The 16,786-nt window shown below is 55.2% G+C and carries 14 protein-coding genes; 12 read left to right on the top strand and 2 right to left on the bottom strand.

The window, feature by feature from the left end; translation table 11 throughout:
- The first annotated feature begins 18 nt into the window (after positions 1-18).
- From L379_RS07870 to L379_RS07880, 3 genes are all read left to right on the top strand, one after another.
- Positions 19-513, top strand: coding sequence for a YfbU family protein (locus tag L379_RS07870; protein ID WP_003861461.1), 495 nt, complete (start codon positions 19-21; stop codon positions 511-513).
- Positions 514-524: 11 nt separating this feature from the next.
- A complete protein-coding gene (locus L379_RS07875) occupies positions 525-1,184 on the top strand; it encodes a sugar phosphatase (RefSeq protein WP_003861463.1) in 660 nt (219 codons plus the stop codon).
- A gap of 75 nt (positions 1,185-1,259) precedes the next feature.
- Positions 1,260-3,092, top strand: coding sequence for an SLC13 family permease (locus tag L379_RS07880; RefSeq protein ID WP_017693001.1), 1,833 nt, complete (start codon positions 1,260-1,262; stop codon positions 3,090-3,092).
- A gap of 80 nt (positions 3,093-3,172) precedes the next feature.
- On the opposite strand, the gene yfbR is transcribed toward L379_RS07880, so the two are convergent.
- Together yfbR and alaA are read right to left on the bottom strand one after the other, a co-directional pair.
- Positions 3,173-3,772, bottom strand: a complete 600-nt coding sequence (gene yfbR / locus L379_RS07885; RefSeq protein WP_003861468.1) for a 5'-deoxynucleotidase — start codon at positions 3,770-3,772, stop codon at positions 3,173-3,175.
- Positions 3,773-3,888: 116 nt separating this feature from the next.
- The gene (gene alaA / locus L379_RS07890) at positions 3,889-5,103 is read right to left on the bottom strand and encodes an alanine transaminase AlaA (RefSeq protein WP_003861471.1); all 1,215 of its coding nucleotides are present in this window, start codon (positions 5,101-5,103) and stop codon (positions 3,889-3,891) included.
- A 937-nt stretch (positions 5,104-6,040) separates the two neighbouring features.
- Here alaA and lrhA point away from each other — a divergent pair.
- The 9 genes from lrhA (at position 6,041) to nuoI (ending at position 16,778) form a co-directional block, all read left to right on the top strand.
- Positions 6,041-6,979, top strand: a complete 939-nt coding sequence (lrhA, locus tag L379_RS07895) for a transcriptional regulator LrhA (protein WP_017693002.1) — start codon at positions 6,041-6,043, stop codon at positions 6,977-6,979.
- 631 nt (positions 6,980-7,610) lie between these two features.
- Positions 7,611-8,051: an NADH-quinone oxidoreductase subunit NuoA gene (gene nuoA / locus L379_RS07900; protein WP_003861475.1), complete on the top strand. Its 441-nt coding sequence runs from the start codon at positions 7,611-7,613 to the stop codon at positions 8,049-8,051.
- Between the two features lie 15 nt (positions 8,052-8,066).
- The gene (gene nuoB, locus L379_RS07905) at positions 8,067-8,741 is read left to right on the top strand and encodes an NADH-quinone oxidoreductase subunit NuoB (RefSeq protein ID WP_003861482.1); all 675 of its coding nucleotides are present in this window, start codon (positions 8,067-8,069) and stop codon (positions 8,739-8,741) included.
- A gap of 89 nt (positions 8,742-8,830) precedes the next feature.
- Entirely contained in the window at positions 8,831-10,633 is a 1,803-nt protein-coding gene (gene nuoC, locus L379_RS07910; RefSeq protein WP_003861484.1) for an NADH-quinone oxidoreductase subunit C/D, read from the top strand.
- A 2-nt stretch (positions 10,634-10,635) separates the two neighbouring features.
- The gene (gene nuoE, locus L379_RS07915) at positions 10,636-11,136 is read left to right on the top strand and encodes an NADH-quinone oxidoreductase subunit NuoE (protein WP_006176513.1); all 501 of its coding nucleotides are present in this window, start codon (positions 10,636-10,638) and stop codon (positions 11,134-11,136) included.
- Positions 11,133-12,470: an NADH-quinone oxidoreductase subunit NuoF gene (gene nuoF, locus L379_RS07920; protein WP_003861487.1), complete on the top strand. Its 1,338-nt coding sequence runs from the start codon at positions 11,133-11,135 to the stop codon at positions 12,468-12,470. Before nuoE ends, nuoF begins: the two co-directional genes overlap by 4 nt.
- A 54-nt stretch (positions 12,471-12,524) precedes the next feature.
- Complete coding sequence (nuoG, locus tag L379_RS07925) at positions 12,525-15,248, top strand: NADH-quinone oxidoreductase subunit NuoG (RefSeq protein WP_032654346.1); 2,724 nt, start codon at positions 12,525-12,527, stop codon at positions 15,246-15,248.
- Positions 15,245-16,222, top strand: coding sequence for an NADH-quinone oxidoreductase subunit NuoH (gene nuoH, locus L379_RS07930; protein ID WP_008500211.1), 978 nt, complete (start codon positions 15,245-15,247; stop codon positions 16,220-16,222). The genes nuoG and nuoH overlap by 4 nt, the downstream gene beginning before the upstream one ends.
- A 13-nt stretch (positions 16,223-16,235) precedes the next feature.
- Positions 16,236-16,778 (top strand): NADH-quinone oxidoreductase subunit NuoI, encoded by a 543-nt coding sequence (gene nuoI, locus L379_RS07935; protein ID WP_003861491.1) that lies wholly within the window; start codon positions 16,236-16,238, stop codon positions 16,776-16,778.
- Positions 16,779-16,786: the final 8 nt, after the last annotated feature.

The raw sequence follows: 16,786 nt of genomic DNA, 5'->3' as shown, positions 1-16,786 counted from the left end.
CGCTACAGGAGTCGAAAGATGGAAATGACCCATGCTCAACGTCTGATTTTGTCTAACCAGTACAAGATGATGACTATGCTTGATCCCGATAACGCTGCGCGCTACAGCCGCCTGCAAACCATTGTTGAACGTGGTTTTGGCTTGCAGATGCGCGAACTGGATCGCGAATTTGGCGAACTGAAAGAGGAAACCTGCCGTATCGTTATCGACATCATGGAGATGTACCATGCGCTGCATGTGTCCTGGACCAATCTGAAGGACCAGCAGACCATTGACGAGCGCCGCGTGACGTTCCTGGGCTTTGATGCTGCGACGGAAGCGCGCTATCTGAGCTATGTACGCTTTATGGTGAATACCGAAGGGCGTTACACCCATTTTGATGCGGGTACGCACGGCTTCAACGCCCAGACCCCGATGTGGGATAAGTATCAACGTATGCTGAGCGCGTGGCACGCCTGTCCGCGTCAGTACCATTTAAGCAGCAACGAAATTCAACAAATCATTAATGCCTGACGGAGGTGTGTGTGCAGTGTAAAGGTTTTCTGTTTGATCTGGACGGTACGCTGGTGGATTCGCTACCGGTGGTGGAGCGCTCGTGGTGCCACTGGGCCGACCGGCATGGCATCGACCATCAGGACGTACTGAATTTCATCCATGGCAAACAGGCCATTACCTCATTGCGGCACTTCCTTGCGGGACGTTCTGAGGAAGAGATTCAGGCGGAGTTCCGCTATCTTGAGCAGATTGAAGCTACCGATACCGAAGGCATCACCGCGCTGCCCGGTGCGCGTGAACTGCTTGAGCACCTGAATGAAGCGCAGATCCCGTGGGCTATCGTCACCTCCGGCTCGGTTCCCGTCGCGCATGCCCGTCATAAGGCGGCAGGTTTACCGACGCCGGACGTCTTCATTACCGCTGAGCGCGTGAAGCGCGGCAAGCCTGAACCGGATGCGTTTCTGCTCGGCGCAGAACTGCTTGGCCTTGCGCCAGCGGAGTGCGTGGTGGTGGAAGACGCGGCGGCAGGCGTGCTGGCCGGGCTGAACGCCGGAAGCCACGTCATTGCCGTTAACGTCCCGGCGGGTTCCCCCCGGCTGGAAGAGGCGGATTTCGTGCTTAACACCCTGACCGCCATCGACGTCTCGAAGGCGTCAGACGGAGTTGTAACCGTCTCGCTAAAAATGTAATCCCATGATATAGCCCCGCATTACCGGGGCTTTTTTATGGCAGAATTGCTTCTCCTCCACTGACAAGGACATGTTGTGAACGGTGAACTGATTTGGGTCCTGAGCCTGCTGTTAATCGCCATCATTCTTTTTGCCACGGGCAAGGTGCGCATGGATGCCGTCGCCCTGTTTGTGATTGTCGCATTCGTTCTGAGCGGTACCCTTTCCCTGCCGGAAGCCTTTTCCGGGTTTAGCGATCCCAACGTTATTTTGATTGCCGCCCTGTTTATTATTGGCGACGGGCTGGTACGCACCGGCGTGGCGACGATGATGGGGTCGTGGTTGGTTAAGGTGGCGGGCAGCAGCGAAACCAAAATGCTGATTTACCTGATGCTGACGGTCGCCGGGCTGGGCGCGTTTATGAGCTCTACGGGCGTCGTGGCCATCTTTATTCCGGTCGTGCTGAGCGTCTGCATGAGGATGCAGATCTCCCCGTCGCGGCTGATGATGCCGTTGAGCTTCGCCGGGCTCATCAGCGGCATGATGACGCTGGTCGCAACGCCGCCGAACCTCGTCGTGAACAGCGAACTGATCCGTGAGGGGCTTGAGGGGTTTAGCTTTTTCAGCGTTACGCCGATCGGGCTGGTGGTACTGGTGATGGGCATTATCTATATGCTATTGACCCGTTTCGCGCTGAAAGGGGAGAAGCAGGATAAAGCCAAAGAGGGCTGGAAGCGGCGCTCTTTCCGCGATCTGATTAAAGAGTATCGTCTGACCGGGCGTGCCCGACGTCTGGCTATCCGCCCGGGATCGCCTATGGTGGGGCAGCGGCTGGATGACCTTAAGCTACGCGAACGCTATGGCGCGAACGTCATCGGGGTTGAGCGCTGGCGTCGTTTTCGTCGGGTGATCGTTAACGTGAACGGGGTGTCAGAGTTTCGCGCGCGTGACGTCCTGCTGATTGATATGTCCACCGCAGACGTGGATCTGCGGGAGTTTTGTAGCGAGCAGCTGCTGGAGCCGATGGTCCTGCGCGGCGAGTATTTCTCTGACCAGGCGCTGGATGTGGGAATGGCCGAGGTGTCGCTGATCCCGGAATCGGAGTTATTGGGCAAAACCGTGCGTGAAATCGGCTTTCGTACCCGCTATGGCCTCAACGTGGTGGGCCTGAAGCGCGATGGCGTAGCCCTTGAAGGGGCGGTGGTGGATGAGCCGATCCTGCTGGGGGATATCTTCCTCGTGGTCGGCAACTGGAAACTGATTAGCCAGCTCGGGCAGAAAGGCCGCGATTTTGTGGTGCTGAATATGCCGATTGAAGAGAACGATGCATCACCGGCGCACAGCCAGGCGCCTCATGCGATTTTTTGCCTGGTATTGATGGTCGCGCTGATGCTGACGGACGAGATCCCTAACCCGGTGGCGGCGATAATCGCCTGTCTGTTAATGGGCAAATTCCGCTGTATTGACGCCGAAAGCGCTTACAAAGCGATTCACTGGCCGAGCATCATTCTCATCGTCGGGATGATGCCCTTCGCCCTGGCGCTACAGAAAACCGGCGGGGTGGATTTGATCGTGAAAGGCTTAATGGACGCGGGCGGGGGATATGGTCCGTACCTGATGATGGTTTGCCTGTTCGTCATGTGCGCCACCATTGGTTTGTTCATCTCCAATACCGCAACGGCGGTGCTGATGGCGCCCATTGCGCTGGCGATGGCAAAATCGATGGGCGTTTCGCCGTATCCGTTTGCGATGATGGTTGCGATGGCGGCGTCCGCGGCATTTATGACGCCGGTCTCTTCCCCGGTCAATACGCTGGTGCTGGGGCCCGGGAATTATAGGTTCAGTGATTTCGTGAAGCTGGGTGTACCGTTCACCGTGCTGGTGATGGTGGTGTGCGTGGTATTGATACCGGTCCTGTTTCCGTTCTGAGCATTTTGCCGGGTGGCGGCAACGCCTTACCCGGCCTACAACCCCGTAGGCCCTGCAAGCGCAGCGCCGCTGGGCGAAAATCAGAGTGGCGAATCCTGGCTAATCTCATCCAGCGACAAATGGAAGCTCGGCACAAACACGCGCATAAAGTAGTCCATCTCTTCGCTGCGACGGGATTCCAGCGTTTTTTCCAGACGCGTTTTTGCCAGTAAAAATTCGTTATTCCCGGCGGATAACTCTTCCAGACACTTCAGGTAGGCGCACAGCGCATCGGCCTGCTTAACCAGGGATTTCTCCTCTTCCGTATACTGATGCTCATCGATCAGCGGCCCGAAGATATCGCGCAGCTCTTCAGGCACCATGTCGATCAGCTTCTGCTGGGCAATCTTCTCAATGGCCTTATATTCCTGGGCAATCTGCGAGTTGAAATATTTCACCGGCGTAGGCAGATCCCCGGTCAGCACTTCCGATGCATCGTGATACATCGCCAGCAGGGCGATACGTTCGGCATTCACCTGCCCGTTGAATTTGCGGTTTTTAATCGCGGCCAGCGCGTGCGCGACCATGGCAACCTGCAAACTGTGCTCAGACACATTTTCAGTACGCACATTGCGCATCAGCGGCCAGCGGTTGATGAGTTTCAGGCGGGAGAGGTGGGCAAAGAAATGACTCTGACTCATAGGTTACCTTATGTCTTCACTGCGACAGACTTCATTGTGCGGGGAGGGGAGGGAAGATGCAAATTTGCGGATGGTGAAGCCGGGTAAGCGCAGCGCTACCCGGCGGAAAGCCAGCGTTACTGATGGTACCCGGAGAGGAAGCGCCCGAAGCGGCTGATGGCCATCTCGAGATCGTCTTCGCGCGGCAGCGTCACGATACGCACGTGGTCCGGCCACGGCCAGTTAAACGCCGTCCCCTGAACCAGCAGCACTTTTTCTTGTAGCAGGAAGTCGAGCACCATTTTCTGATCGTCGTGAATATTGAAGCGCTTCGCGTCGATTTTCGGGAACATATACAGCGCGCCGTTAGGCTTCACGCAGGAGACGCCCGGAATATCATTAATCAATTCCCATGCGCGGTTGCGCTGTTCATACAGGCGGCCGCCTGGAACGATAAACTCGCTGATGCTTTGATAGCCGCCGAGAGCTGTCTGGATCGCATGTTGCGCCGGTACGTTGGCGCACAGACGCATGGATGCCAGCATCTCCAGCCCTTCAATGTAGCCTTTCGCATGTTTTTTCGGACCGTTCAGTACCATCCAGCCCTGACGGAAACCGGCAACGCGGTAAGTTTTAGACAGTCCGTTAAAGGTGACCGTCAGCAGATCGGGCGCCAGCGCGGCGATAGAGTGGTGCTGCGCCGCGTCGTACAGGATCTTGTCGTAAATCTCGTCGGCAAAGATGATCAGGTTGTGCTGGCGGGCGATCTCGACGATCTCCATCAGCAGCTCTTTTGAATAGACCGCACCCGTCGGGTTATTCGGGTTAATGATCACGATACCCCGGGTGCGCGGGGTAATTTTGGCGCGAATATCATCCAGATCCGGGAACCAGTCAGAGGATTCGTCGCACAGGTAGTGCACCGCTTTACCGCTGGACAGGGACACCGCAGCCGTCCACAGCGGATAATCCGGGGCAGGAACCAGCATTTCATCGCCGCTGTTCAGGAGCGCCTGCATCGCCTGAACGATCAGCTCCGAGACACCGTTGCCAATGTAGATATCTTCAACGGTGACGTCGCGCATACCGCGAGCCTGATAGTGCTGCATGATGGCTTTACGGGCGGAATAAAGCCCTTTTGAATCGCAGTAGCCTTGTGCAGTGGGCAGGTTACGGATCACATCCACCAGGATCTCATCCGGCGCTTCAAAACCAAATGGCGCGGGGTTGCCGATGTTGAGTTTCAGAACCTTATTGCCTTCCTCTTCAAGGCGTTTTGCCTCTTTGAGTACCGGGCCACGGATGTCGTAACAGACGTTGTCGAGCTTGCTGGATTTTTCGATAGGGGACATGAACCTTTAACCTTTTCGCTATTATTGCAACTTCCTGCCGTGGAAGTGAGCACGGAACAATGTACTCCCACCGCGCTTCGTTTTGAAGGGCGCACAGAAGAAGATTTCGTCCAACCGGGCAATGCCGCGGTGATCGCTTACTCTAACGACGGAGTGATTTTGTGCCTGAATTTATCGTGATAAAGAGGGAGGTTGGGTTGTTTGTGCTAAAAATTTCATATAAAGATGAATATTATTCTGGGATAAATAAAAAGACGATTCGGGCTGATGCATTAGTCCCCCTGAGTGACCATTCGTAAAACCTGAATGCTGAGATACCGATTGCCATATTAGCAAAGCCAGGTTAAAAGTTACTCATGTGAAATTAATGTTAAGGGTTATTAATGAATGGCCTGAATCTAAATTAAACTTTATTTATTATTAACGACGAAAATGCAACTTTCGTTAATTTTAATAAAAAGAGTGTAGTTGCTTATCATTGGCGGTAAATCCTTAATATTGCAATAAGACTTATAAATATAGTGGATTTGGGTTAAGATGTGTTTCGGGAATGCAGCATAGCGATAGGCCTGTTACGTATATCGGATACTGCTTTCCTGTATTAATCGATTGTTATTGTTAAAATTATCTCTGGCTGATTGGGTAAGTCACATCTTGCTACGTTGCCAACGCTGCGATATAGATGGCAGAAAACATGTCTTACTCTTTATGGTATTAACATCGACCTGCAAACAACGAAATATCCTGGACGCAAGAGAATAAAAATAACGTCATGAAACGTGATTTCTGACTGGTGATATACCGCAGTACAATAACTATCTGTCAGGCAGTCTGCCGGGCCGGGATGCGAGGGAAACTCTTCAGAAGGAATTGCTTAACTGTTACACACAGCTTCAACCCGGGCAGCTCCGCACGAGCAACCTGAAAGTGAAAAGATATGATAAATGCAAATCGTCCGATAATGAATCTCGACCTCGATCTGCTGAGAACGTTTGTTGCGGTCGCCGATCTCAACACTTTTGCAGCAGCTGCTGCCGCCGTTTGCCGTACCCAGTCCGCCGTGAGTCAGCAAATGCAGCGGCTGGAACAACTGGTTGGTAAAGAGCTTTTTGCGCGTCATGGACGTAATAAGCTTTTAACAGAACATGGTATTCAGCTTCTGGGTTATGCCAGAAAGATACTGCGCTTTAATGATGAAGCCTGTATGTCATTAATGTTTAGCAACCTTCAGGGAGTGTTAACATTAGGGGCGTCAGATGAATCAGCAGATACCATTTTACCCTTCCTTCTCAACCGAATTAGCTCGGTTTATCCGAAGCTTGCCCTGGACGTTAGCGTTAAACGCAATGCTTTCATGGTTGAGATGCTGAAAGAAAACGAGGTTGACCTGGTGGTCACCACGCATCGACCTGGCCAGTTTGACAGCCTGACGCTGCGTACTTCTCCAACGCACTGGTACTGTGCCGCGGAGTATGTATTGCAGAAAGGTGAGCCGATACCCCTGGTCCTGCTGGACGATCCGAGTCCGTTCCGCGATATGGTGCTGGCTGCGCTCAACGAAGCCGGTATTCCATGGCGCCTGGCGTACGTGGCGTCAACCTTGCCCGCAGTGCGAGCGGCGGTGAAGGCCGGGCTTGGCGTAACGGCCCGTCCGGTGGAGATGATGAGCCCCGATCTGCGTGTGCTGGGTCAATCCGAGGGACTCCCGTCGTTGCCGGATACGGAGTACCTGCTGTGCCATAACGCCGCCAGCAACAACGAGCTGGCAAAAGTGGTGTTCGAGGCAATGGAAAACTACCACAATCCATGGCAGTACGCGCCTGTTACTCCCGAAGGAGGGGACGACTCCCTGATCGTGGAAGGGGATTTTGAGTGATCATTCCCTCAAAATTCTCGTAACAAAATGTAAGTGCAAAAAAGAGCCACTCGCATGATTTTTTCCTGCGAGTGGTTTTTTTTGCTATTCATAACCGTGAACGGAGCAGGGATAAAGCAAATACCGCTTATTTATCAATGCAGAAATTGTTTTTGGTTAAGATGTAAACAATACCTGTTCTAACTTACCTCATACCCCGCCGATGTTAAAAAAACAGGAAATATGTTGCTGTTTTTTTGATTGAATTAACAAAAGCGTGTCTCAGATCAAGAAAATACTCCCATTTGGGGGGAGGAATCGTTGGCAAATCCTGTCAAAATAGGAGGGTTATTTTTTTTACTTCCAAAACGGACACGATTCAACAAGATGCATTTGACGGAAAGTCATGTACCCACCAGGGTTAAAGGGCACCAAATGTTAATGAGAATCGCACGTTGTAATTTAATGTGAAGAAACCTTTGTTAAAGTTGACAAAAGGTTATAGAAAGGAGTAAAAAACCCCATCATTTTGCTGTCTATGTCTCATTTCTGACAGTTAGTGTAAGGTTATTTTGTTCCTCCCCATGAATCGATGTGATGCCCATCTGCCAGCAAGAGCAGTGTCGTCGGTATCACTTTTGATGAGTAAGCAATGAGTATGTCAACATCCACAGAAGTCATCGCTCATCACTGGGCATTCGCAATCTTTCTTATTGTAGCCATTGGCCTGTGCTGCCTGATGTTAGTCGGCGGCTGGTTCCTGGGCGGTCGCGCCCGCGCAAGGCACAAAAACACACCTTTCGAATCAGGTATTGATTCAGTAGGTACCGCTCGCTTACGCCTGTCTGCCAAGTTCTACCTGGTAGCCATGTTCTTCGTCATTTTTGACGTGGAAGCGCTTTACCTCTTCGCGTGGTCTACCTCCATTCGCGAAAGTGGTTGGGTGGGCTTTGTCGAGGCCGCAATTTTCATTTTAGTGTTACTGGCCGGTCTGGTTTATCTGGTGCGTATTGGCGCGCTGGACTGGACACCTGTGCGTTCACGCCGTGAACACATCAACCCGGAAAACAGTATCTCTAATCGTCAGCAGTAACAGCGAGGCAATAAGATGGATTATACGCTCACCCGCATAGATCCTAACGGTGAGAATGACCGTTACCCCCTGCAAAAACAGGAGATCGTAACCGACCCCCTGGAGCAAGAAGTCAACAAAAGCGTGTACATGGGCAAGCTCGAACATGCCATGCACGACATGGTCAACTGGGGTCGTAAGAACTCCATCTGGCCATACAACTTTGGCCTTTCTTGCTGCTACGTTGAAATGGTGACGTCATTCACTGCGGTGCATGACGTTGCGCGTTTTGGGGCCGAGGTACTGCGTGCTTCTCCACGTCAGGCTGACCTGATGGTGGTGGCCGGGACCTGCTTTACCAAGATGGCACCGGTTATTCAGCGTCTTTATGACCAGATGCTGGAGCCAAAATGGGTTATCTCCATGGGCGCATGTGCAAACTCCGGCGGTATGTACGACATTTATTCCGTTGTGCAGGGCGTTGATAAGTTCATTCCGGTGGATGTGTACATCCCGGGCTGCCCGCCGCGTCCAGAGGCCTATATGCAGGCGCTGATGCTGCTCCAGGAGTCAATTGGTAAAGAACGCCGCCCGCTTTCATGGGTTGTTGGCGATCAGGGTGTCTATCGCGCGAACATGCAGTCTGAGCGCGAGCGTAAACGTGGTGAACGTATTGCCGTCACCAACCTGCGTACGCCTGACGAAATTTAATTTGCGCCTGTGGGCCTGGAGAACACCTTCGCATATCACTACTCAAATAGCGCGAAGCCAGGCTTAACAGTCACCACGGACCATTTGCAATGGTGAACAATATGACCGACTTAACCGCGCAAGAAGCCGCCTGGCAGACCCGGGATCATCTCGATGACCCCGTCATTGGCGAACTGCGCAACCGTTTTGGGCCGGATGCCTTTACTGTTCAGGCCACCCGCACCGGGGTACCCGTTGTTTGGGTGAAGCGTGAGCAATTACTGGAAGTTGTCGATTTCCTCAAGAAATTGCCAAAACCTTACGTCATGCTGTTTGACTTACACGGCATGGACGAACGTCTGAGAACGCACCGCCAGGGTCTCCCTGCTGCGGATTTTTCCGTTTTCTACCACCTGATCTCAATAGACCGCAACACGGATATCATGCTCAAGGTGGCATTGTCTGAAAACGACATGCATCTGCCGACGATCACCAAACTTTTCCCGAACGCCAACTGGTACGAGCGTGAAACCTGGGAAATGTTCGGCATGACCTTCGACGGTCACCCGCATCTGACGCGCATCATGATGCCGCAGACCTGGACCGGCCACCCGCTGCGTAAAGACTACCCGGCACGCGCCACCGAATTCGACCCGTTTGAGCTGACCAAAGCCAAGCAGGATCTGGAGATGGAAGCGCTGACCTTCAAGCCGGAAGACTGGGGCATGAAGCGCGGCACCGAAAACGAGGACTTCATGTTCCTCAACCTCGGTCCAAACCACCCGTCTGCGCACGGTGCATTCCGTATTATTCTTCAGCTTGACGGCGAAGAGATTGTCGACTGCGTGCCTGACATCGGCTATCACCACCGTGGTGCCGAGAAGATGGGCGAGCGTCAGTCCTGGCACAGCTACATTCCGTACACCGACCGTATCGAATACCTCGGCGGCTGCGTGAACGAAATGCCATACGTGCTGGCCGTTGAGAAGCTGGCAGGCATCACCGTCCCGGATCGCGTTAACGTGATTCGCGTGATGCTGTCTGAACTGTTCCGTATTAACAGCCACCTGCTGTACATCTCCACGTTCATTCAGGACGTCGGCGCGATGACGCCGGTCTTCTTCGCCTTTACCGATCGTCAGAAAATCTACGATCTGGTGGAAGCGATTACCGGTTTCCGTATGCACCCGGCCTGGTTCCGCATCGGCGGTGTGGCGCACGATCTGCCGCGCGGCTGGGACCGCCTGCTGCGTGAATTCCTCGACTGGATGCCGAAACGTCTGGCGTCTTACGAGAAAGCCGCGCTGCGTAACTCCATCCTGAAAGGCCGTTCTCAGGGCGTTGCTGCCTACGGCGCGAAAGAAGCGCTGGAGTGGGGAACCACAGGTGCAGGTCTGCGTGCGACGGGTATTGATTTCGACGTGCGTAAAGCCCGTCCTTACTCTGGTTACGAGAACTTCGACTTTGAAGTCCCGGTTGGCGGCGGCGTATCCGACTGCTATACCCGCGTGATGCTGAAAGTGGAAGAGCTGCGCCAGAGCCTGCGCATCCTTGAGCAGTGCCTCAACAACATGCCGGAAGGCCCGTTCAAGGCGGATCACCCGCTGACGACGCCGCCACCGAAAGAGCGCACGCTGCAACATATCGAAACCCTGATCACCCACTTCCTGCAAGTTTCCTGGGGCCCGGTCATGCCGGCACAGGAATCCTTCCAGATGATTGAAGCGACCAAGGGTATCAACAGCTACTACCTCACCAGCGACGGCAGCACCATGAGCTACCGCACCCGCGTGCGTACGCCAAGCTTCGCACACTTGCAGCAGATCCCGGCCGCCATTCGCGGCAGTCTGGTCTCCGACCTGATTGTGTATCTGGGTAGTATCGATTTTGTTATGTCAGATGTGGACCGCTAATTATGCACGAGAATCAACAACCACAAACCGAGGCTTTTGAGCTGAGTGAAGCAGAGCGTGCCGCCATTGAGCACGAGATGCACCACTACGAAGACCCGCGTGCGGCGTCCATTGAAGCGCTGAAAATCGTACAGAAACAGCGTGGTTGGGTGCCGGATGGGGCGATCTACGAGATCGCAAAAGTGCTGGGCATTCCGGCAAGTGACGTAGAAGGCGTAGCCACGTTCTACAGCCAGATCTTCCGTCAGCCGGTAGGCCGCCATGTGATCCGCTACTGTGACAGCGTGGTCTGCCACATCACCGGTTATCAGGGCATTCAGGCTGCGATTGAGAAGAAACTCAATATCAAGCCGGGCCAGACCACCTTCGACGGACGCTTTACTCTGCTGCCAACCTGCTGCCTGGGTAACTGCGACAAGGGGCCGACCATGATGATTGATGAGGACACTCACAGCCATCTGACGCCGGAAGCGATTCCCGACCTGCTGGAGCAGTACAAATGAAAACTGTAATTCGTACTGCTGAGACGCATCCGCTGACCTGGCGTCTGCGTGATGACAAACAGCCGGTCTGGCTCGACGAATATCAGAGCAAAAACGGCTATGCCGGCGCGCGTAAAGCCCTTGGCGGCATGGCGCCGGACGACATCGTTAACGCGGTGAAAGAGTCTGGCCTGAAAGGCCGCGGCGGCGCGGGCTTCTCCACCGGTCTGAAGTGGAGCCTGATGCCGAAAGATGAATCCATGAACATCCGTTACCTGCTGTGTAACGCCGATGAGATGGAGCCGGGTACCTATAAAGACCGCCTGCTGATGGAACAGCTGCCGCACCTGCTGGTGGAAGGCATGCTGATCTCCGCGTTCGCGCTGAAAGCGTACCGTGGCTACATCTTCCTGCGCGGTGAATACATCGAAGCGGCTGAAAACCTGCGTCGCGCGATTGCCGAAGCCACTGAAGCCGGTCTGCTGGGTAAAAACATCCTGGGCACTGGGTTTGACTTCGAGCTGTTCGTGCACACCGGTGCCGGGCGTTATATCTGCGGTGAAGAAACCGCGCTGATTAACTCCCTGGAAGGCCGCCGCGCGAACCCGCGCTCCAAGCCACCGTTCCCGGCAAGCTCCGGCGTGTGGGGTAAACCGACCTGCGTCAACAACGTCGAAACCCTGTGCAACGTCCCGGCGATCCTCGCGAACGGCGTGGAGTGGTATCAGGGCATCTCCTCAAGCAAAGATGCCGGTACCAAGCTGATGGGCTTCTCCGGTCGCGTGAAGAACCCTGGCGTCTGGGAGCTGCCGTTCGGCACCACCGCACGCGAAATTCTTGAAGACTACGCCGGCGGCATGCGCGATGGCCTGAAATTCAAAGCCTGGCAGCCGGGTGGGGCAGGGACGGACTTCCTGACCGAAGCCCATCTTGACCTGCCAATGGAGTTCGAAAGCATTGGTAAAGCAGGCAGCCGTCTGGGTACCGCGCTGGCGATGGCCGTCGACCACGAGATCGGCATGGTATCCCTGGTGCGTAACCTGGAAGAGTTCTTCGCCCGCGAGTCCTGCGGCTGGTGTACACCGTGCCGTGATGGTCTGCCGTGGAGCGTGAAGATCCTGCGTGCTATCGAACGTGGCGAAGGCCAGCCTGGCGATATCGAGACACTTGAGCAACTGTGTCGATTCTTAGGGCCGGGTAAAACCTTCTGTGCCCACGCACCGGGCGCCGTCGAGCCGCTGCAAAGCGCGATTAAATATTTCCGCGACGAATTCGAAGCAGGCATCAAGCAGCCGTTCAGCAATACCCATTCGATCAATGGTATTCAGCCGAACCTGCTGAAAGCGCGCTGGTAAAAACAGAATTTTGATTAACGCTCGGTTTCGGCCGAGCCAACTGGAAGCATGCTAATGGCTACGATTCATGTAGACGGCAAAGAATACGAAGTCAACGGGGCGGACAACCTGCTGGAAGCTTGTCTGTCTCTTGGCCTCGATATTCCGTACTTTTGCTGGCATCCGGCGCTGGGCAGCGTCGGTGCTTGCCGCCAGTGTGCGGTGAAGCAATATCAAAACGCGGAAGACACGCGTGGTCGCCTGGTGATGTCCTGTATGACGCCAGCCGCCGAAGGCACCTTTATTTCGATTGATGACGAAGAAGCCAAACAGTTCCGTGAAAGCGTGGTGGAGTGGTTGATGACCAACCACCCGCACGACTGTCCGGTGTGTGAGGAGGGCGGTAACTGCCACCTTCAGGATATGACCGTCATGACCGGTCACAGCTTCCGTCGCTATCGCTTTACCAAGCGTACCCACCGTAACCAGGATCTGGGGCCGTTCATCTCTCACGAAATGAACCGCTGCATCGCCTGCTACCGCTGCGTGCGTTATTACAAAGATTATGCAGACGGACAGGATCTGGGCGTATATGGCGCGCATGACAACGTCTACTTCGGTCGTCCGGAAGACGGTACGCTGGAAAGCGAATTCTCCGGTAACCTGGTAGAAATCTGTCCGACCGGCGTATTCACGGATAAAACCCACTCTGAACGTTACAACCGTAAATGGGACATGCAGTTTGCGCCAAGCATCTGCCAGCAGTGTTCCCTTGGCTGTAACACCAGCCCGGGCGAGCGCTACGGCGAACTACGTCGTATCGAAAACCGTTACAACGGTACCGTTAACCACTACTTCCTCTGCGACCGCGGTCGTTTCGGCTATGGCTATGTGAACCTGAAAGACCGTCCGCGTCAGCCGGTTCAGCGCCGTGGCGATGACGTCATTACCCTCAACGCTGAGCAGGCGATGCAGGGCGCGGCGGATATTCTGCGTCAGTCGAAGAAAGTGATCGGCATCGGCTCCCCGCGCGCCAGCATCGAAAGCAACTTCGCGCTGCGCGAGCTGGTTGGGGCGGAAAACTTCTACACCGGTATCGCCCAGGGCGAGCAGGAACGTCTCCAGCTGGTGCTGAAAGTGCTGCGTGAAGGCGGCATTCATACGCCTGCGCTGCGCGAAATCGAATCCTATGATGCGGTTCTGGTGCTCGGTGAAGACCTGACGCAGACTGGCGCACGCGCGGCTCTGGCGGTTCGTCAGGCGGTGAAAGGCAAAGCACGTGAAATGGCAGCGGCGCAGAAAGTGGCTGACTGGCAGATTGCGGCCATCCTGAACATCGGCCAGCGCGCGAAGCATCCTCTGTTTGTGACTAACGTTGACAACACCCGTCTGGACGATATCGCCGCGTGGACCTACTGCGCGCCGGTTGAAGATCAGGCGCGTCTCGGCTTTGCCATTGCCCACGCGCTGGACAGCAGCTCGCCGGCCGTTGAACTGGATCGCGACCTGCAAAACAAGGTCGACGTGATTGTTCAGGCGCTGGCGGGGGCGAAGAAACCTCTGATTATTTCCGGTACCAACGCCGGTAGCGCTGAAATCATTCAGGCCGCAGCGAACGTTGCCAAAGCCCTGAAGGGCCGTGGCGCTGACGTCGGTGTGACTATGATTGCCCGTGCGGTGAACAGCATCGGTCTGGGTATGATTGGCGGCGGCTCGCTGGAAGACGCGTTAAGCGAACTGGAATCCGGTGCCGCTGACGCCGTTGTGGTGCTGGAAAACGACCTGCATCGCCATGCTTCTGCCGCTCGCGTTGACGCCGCGCTCTCCAGAGCGCCGCTGGTGATGGTTATCGACCATCAGCGCACCGCGATCATGGACAAAGCGCACCTCGTGCTCTCTGCGGCAAGCTTCGCAGAAAGCGACGGGACGGTGATCAACAACGAAGGCCGCGCCCAGCGTTTCTTCCAGGTTTATGACCCGGCCTACTACGACAGCAACACTGTGATGCTGGAAAGCTGGCGCTGGCTGCACTCTCTGCACAGCACCGTGCAGAGCCGTGAAGTGGACTGGACGCAGCTCGACCACGTTATCGACGCGGTTGTTGAGAAACTGCCTCAGCTGGCGGGTATTAAAGACGCCGCGCCTGACGCAAGCTTCCGCATTCGCGGCCAGAAACTGGCGCGTGAGCCGCACCGCTACAGCGGTCGTACCGCGATACGCGCCAACATCAGCGTGCACGAACCGCGTCAGCCGCAGGACAAAGACACCATGTTTGCCTTCTCGATGGAAGGGAACAACCAGCCGTCTGCGCCGCGTTCGCAAATCCCGTTTGCATGGGCACCGGGCTGGAACTCCCCGCAGGCATGGAACAAGTTCCAGGCTGAAGTGGGCGGTCACCTGCGCCACGGCGATCCGGGCGTGCGTCTGATTGAAGCCTCCGAAACCGGTCTGGACTTCTTCACCACCGTTCCGGCGAGCTTCCAGGCGCAGGACGGTAGCTGGCGTATTGCCCCGTACTACCACCTGTTCGGTAGCGACGAGCTGTCCCAGCGTTCACCGGTCTTCCAGACCCGCATGCCGCAGCCGTACATCAAGCTCAACCCGGCGGACGCTGCGAAGCTTGGCGTTAACGCGGGCGCGAACATTGCCTTTAGCTATGACGGCCAGACCATCAGCCTGCCGCTGATTATTTCTGAAAGTCTGACAGCAGGGCAGGTCGGTCTGCCGATGGGTATGCCTGGCATCGCGCCGGTTCTGGCGGGTGCGCGTCTTGATAATCTGCAGGAGGCAAAAGCATGAGTTGGTTAACGCCGGATCTTATCGACATCCTGCTGAGCATTCTGAAAGCGATTGTTATCCTGCTGGTGGTGGTCACCTGCGGCGCGTTCATGAGCTTTGGTGAACGTCGTCTGCTCGGTCTGTTCCAGAACCGTTACGGACCGAACCGCGTGGGCTGGGGTGGTTCACTCCAGCTGGTGGCGGACATGATCAAGATGTTCTTTAAAGAGGACTGGATCCCGCGCTTCTCCGATCGCGTGATCTTTACTCTGGCACCGATGATCGCCTTCACCTCGCTGCTGCTGGCGTTTGCTATCGTTCCGGTCAGCCCGACCTGGGTGGTCGCTGACCTGAACATCGGCATTCTGTTCTTCCTGATGATGGCAGGCCTCGCGGTTTACGCGGTGCTGTTCGCAGGCTGGTCCAGTAACAACAAATACTCGCTGCTGGGTGCGATGCGTGCGTCTGCGCAGACCCTGAGCTACGAAGTGTTCCTGGGTCTCTCCCTGATGGGCGTAGTGGCGCAGGCCGGTTCATTCAACATGACCGACATCGTCAACAACCAGGCCGACATCTGGAACGTGATTCCGCAGTTCTTTGGGTTTATTACCTTTGCCATCGCGGGCGTGGCCGTGTGTCACCGTCACCCGTTTGACCAGCCGGAAGCCGAACAGGAACTGGCCGACGGTTACCACATCGAATATTCCGGTATGAAATTCGGTCTGTTCTTCGTGGGCGAGTACATCGGTATCGTCACCATTTCCGCGTTGATGGTAACGCTGTTCTTCGGTGGCTGGCATGGCCCGTTCTTACCGCCGTTCATCTGGTTCGCGCTGAAAACCGCGTTCTTCATGATGATGTTCATTTTGATTCGCGCAGCGTTACCGCGTCCGCGTTATGACCAGGTAATGTCCTTCGGCTGGAAAGTGTGCCTGCCGCTGACGCTCGTCAACTTGTTGGTAACGGCCGCTGTCATTCTCTGGCAGCAGCCATAAGGGGCTATAGACCATGACCTTAAAAGAATTACTGGTAGGCTTCGGGACCCAGGTACGCAGTATCTGGATGATCGGCCTGCACGCGTTTGCCAAACGCGAAACCCGGATGTACCCGGAAGAGCCGGTATATCTGCCGCCGCGCTACCGTGGACGTATCGTGCTGACGCGCGACCCGGACGGTTCCGAGCGCTGCGTTGCCTGTAACCTGTGTGCGGTAGCGTGCCCGGTCGGCTGTATCTCTCTGCAGAAAGCCGAGACGGTAGACGGCCGCTGGTACCCTGAGTTCTTCCGCATCAACTTCTCACGCTGCATTTTCTGCGGTCTGTGTGAAGAAGCGTGCCCAACCACGGCGATTCAGCTCACCCCAGACTTCGAATTGGGTGAGTACAAGCGTCAGGATCTGGTGTACGAGAAAGAGGATCTGCTGATTTCCGGTCCGGGCAAATACCCGGAATATAACTTCTACCGGATGGCGGGTATGGCAATCGACGGCAAAGATAAGGGCGAAGCGGAGAACGAAGCCAAGCCTATCGACGTCAAGAGCCTGTTACCGTAAGGAGAGGG

The organism is Enterobacter sp. MGH 33, assembly GCF_000534535.1.
Taxonomy (GTDB): domain Bacteria; phylum Pseudomonadota; class Gammaproteobacteria; order Enterobacterales; family Enterobacteriaceae; genus Enterobacter; species Enterobacter hormaechei_C.
The sequence above is the reverse complement of the archived record's forward strand: the minus strand, read 5'-3'. Positions and strand labels throughout refer to the sequence as shown.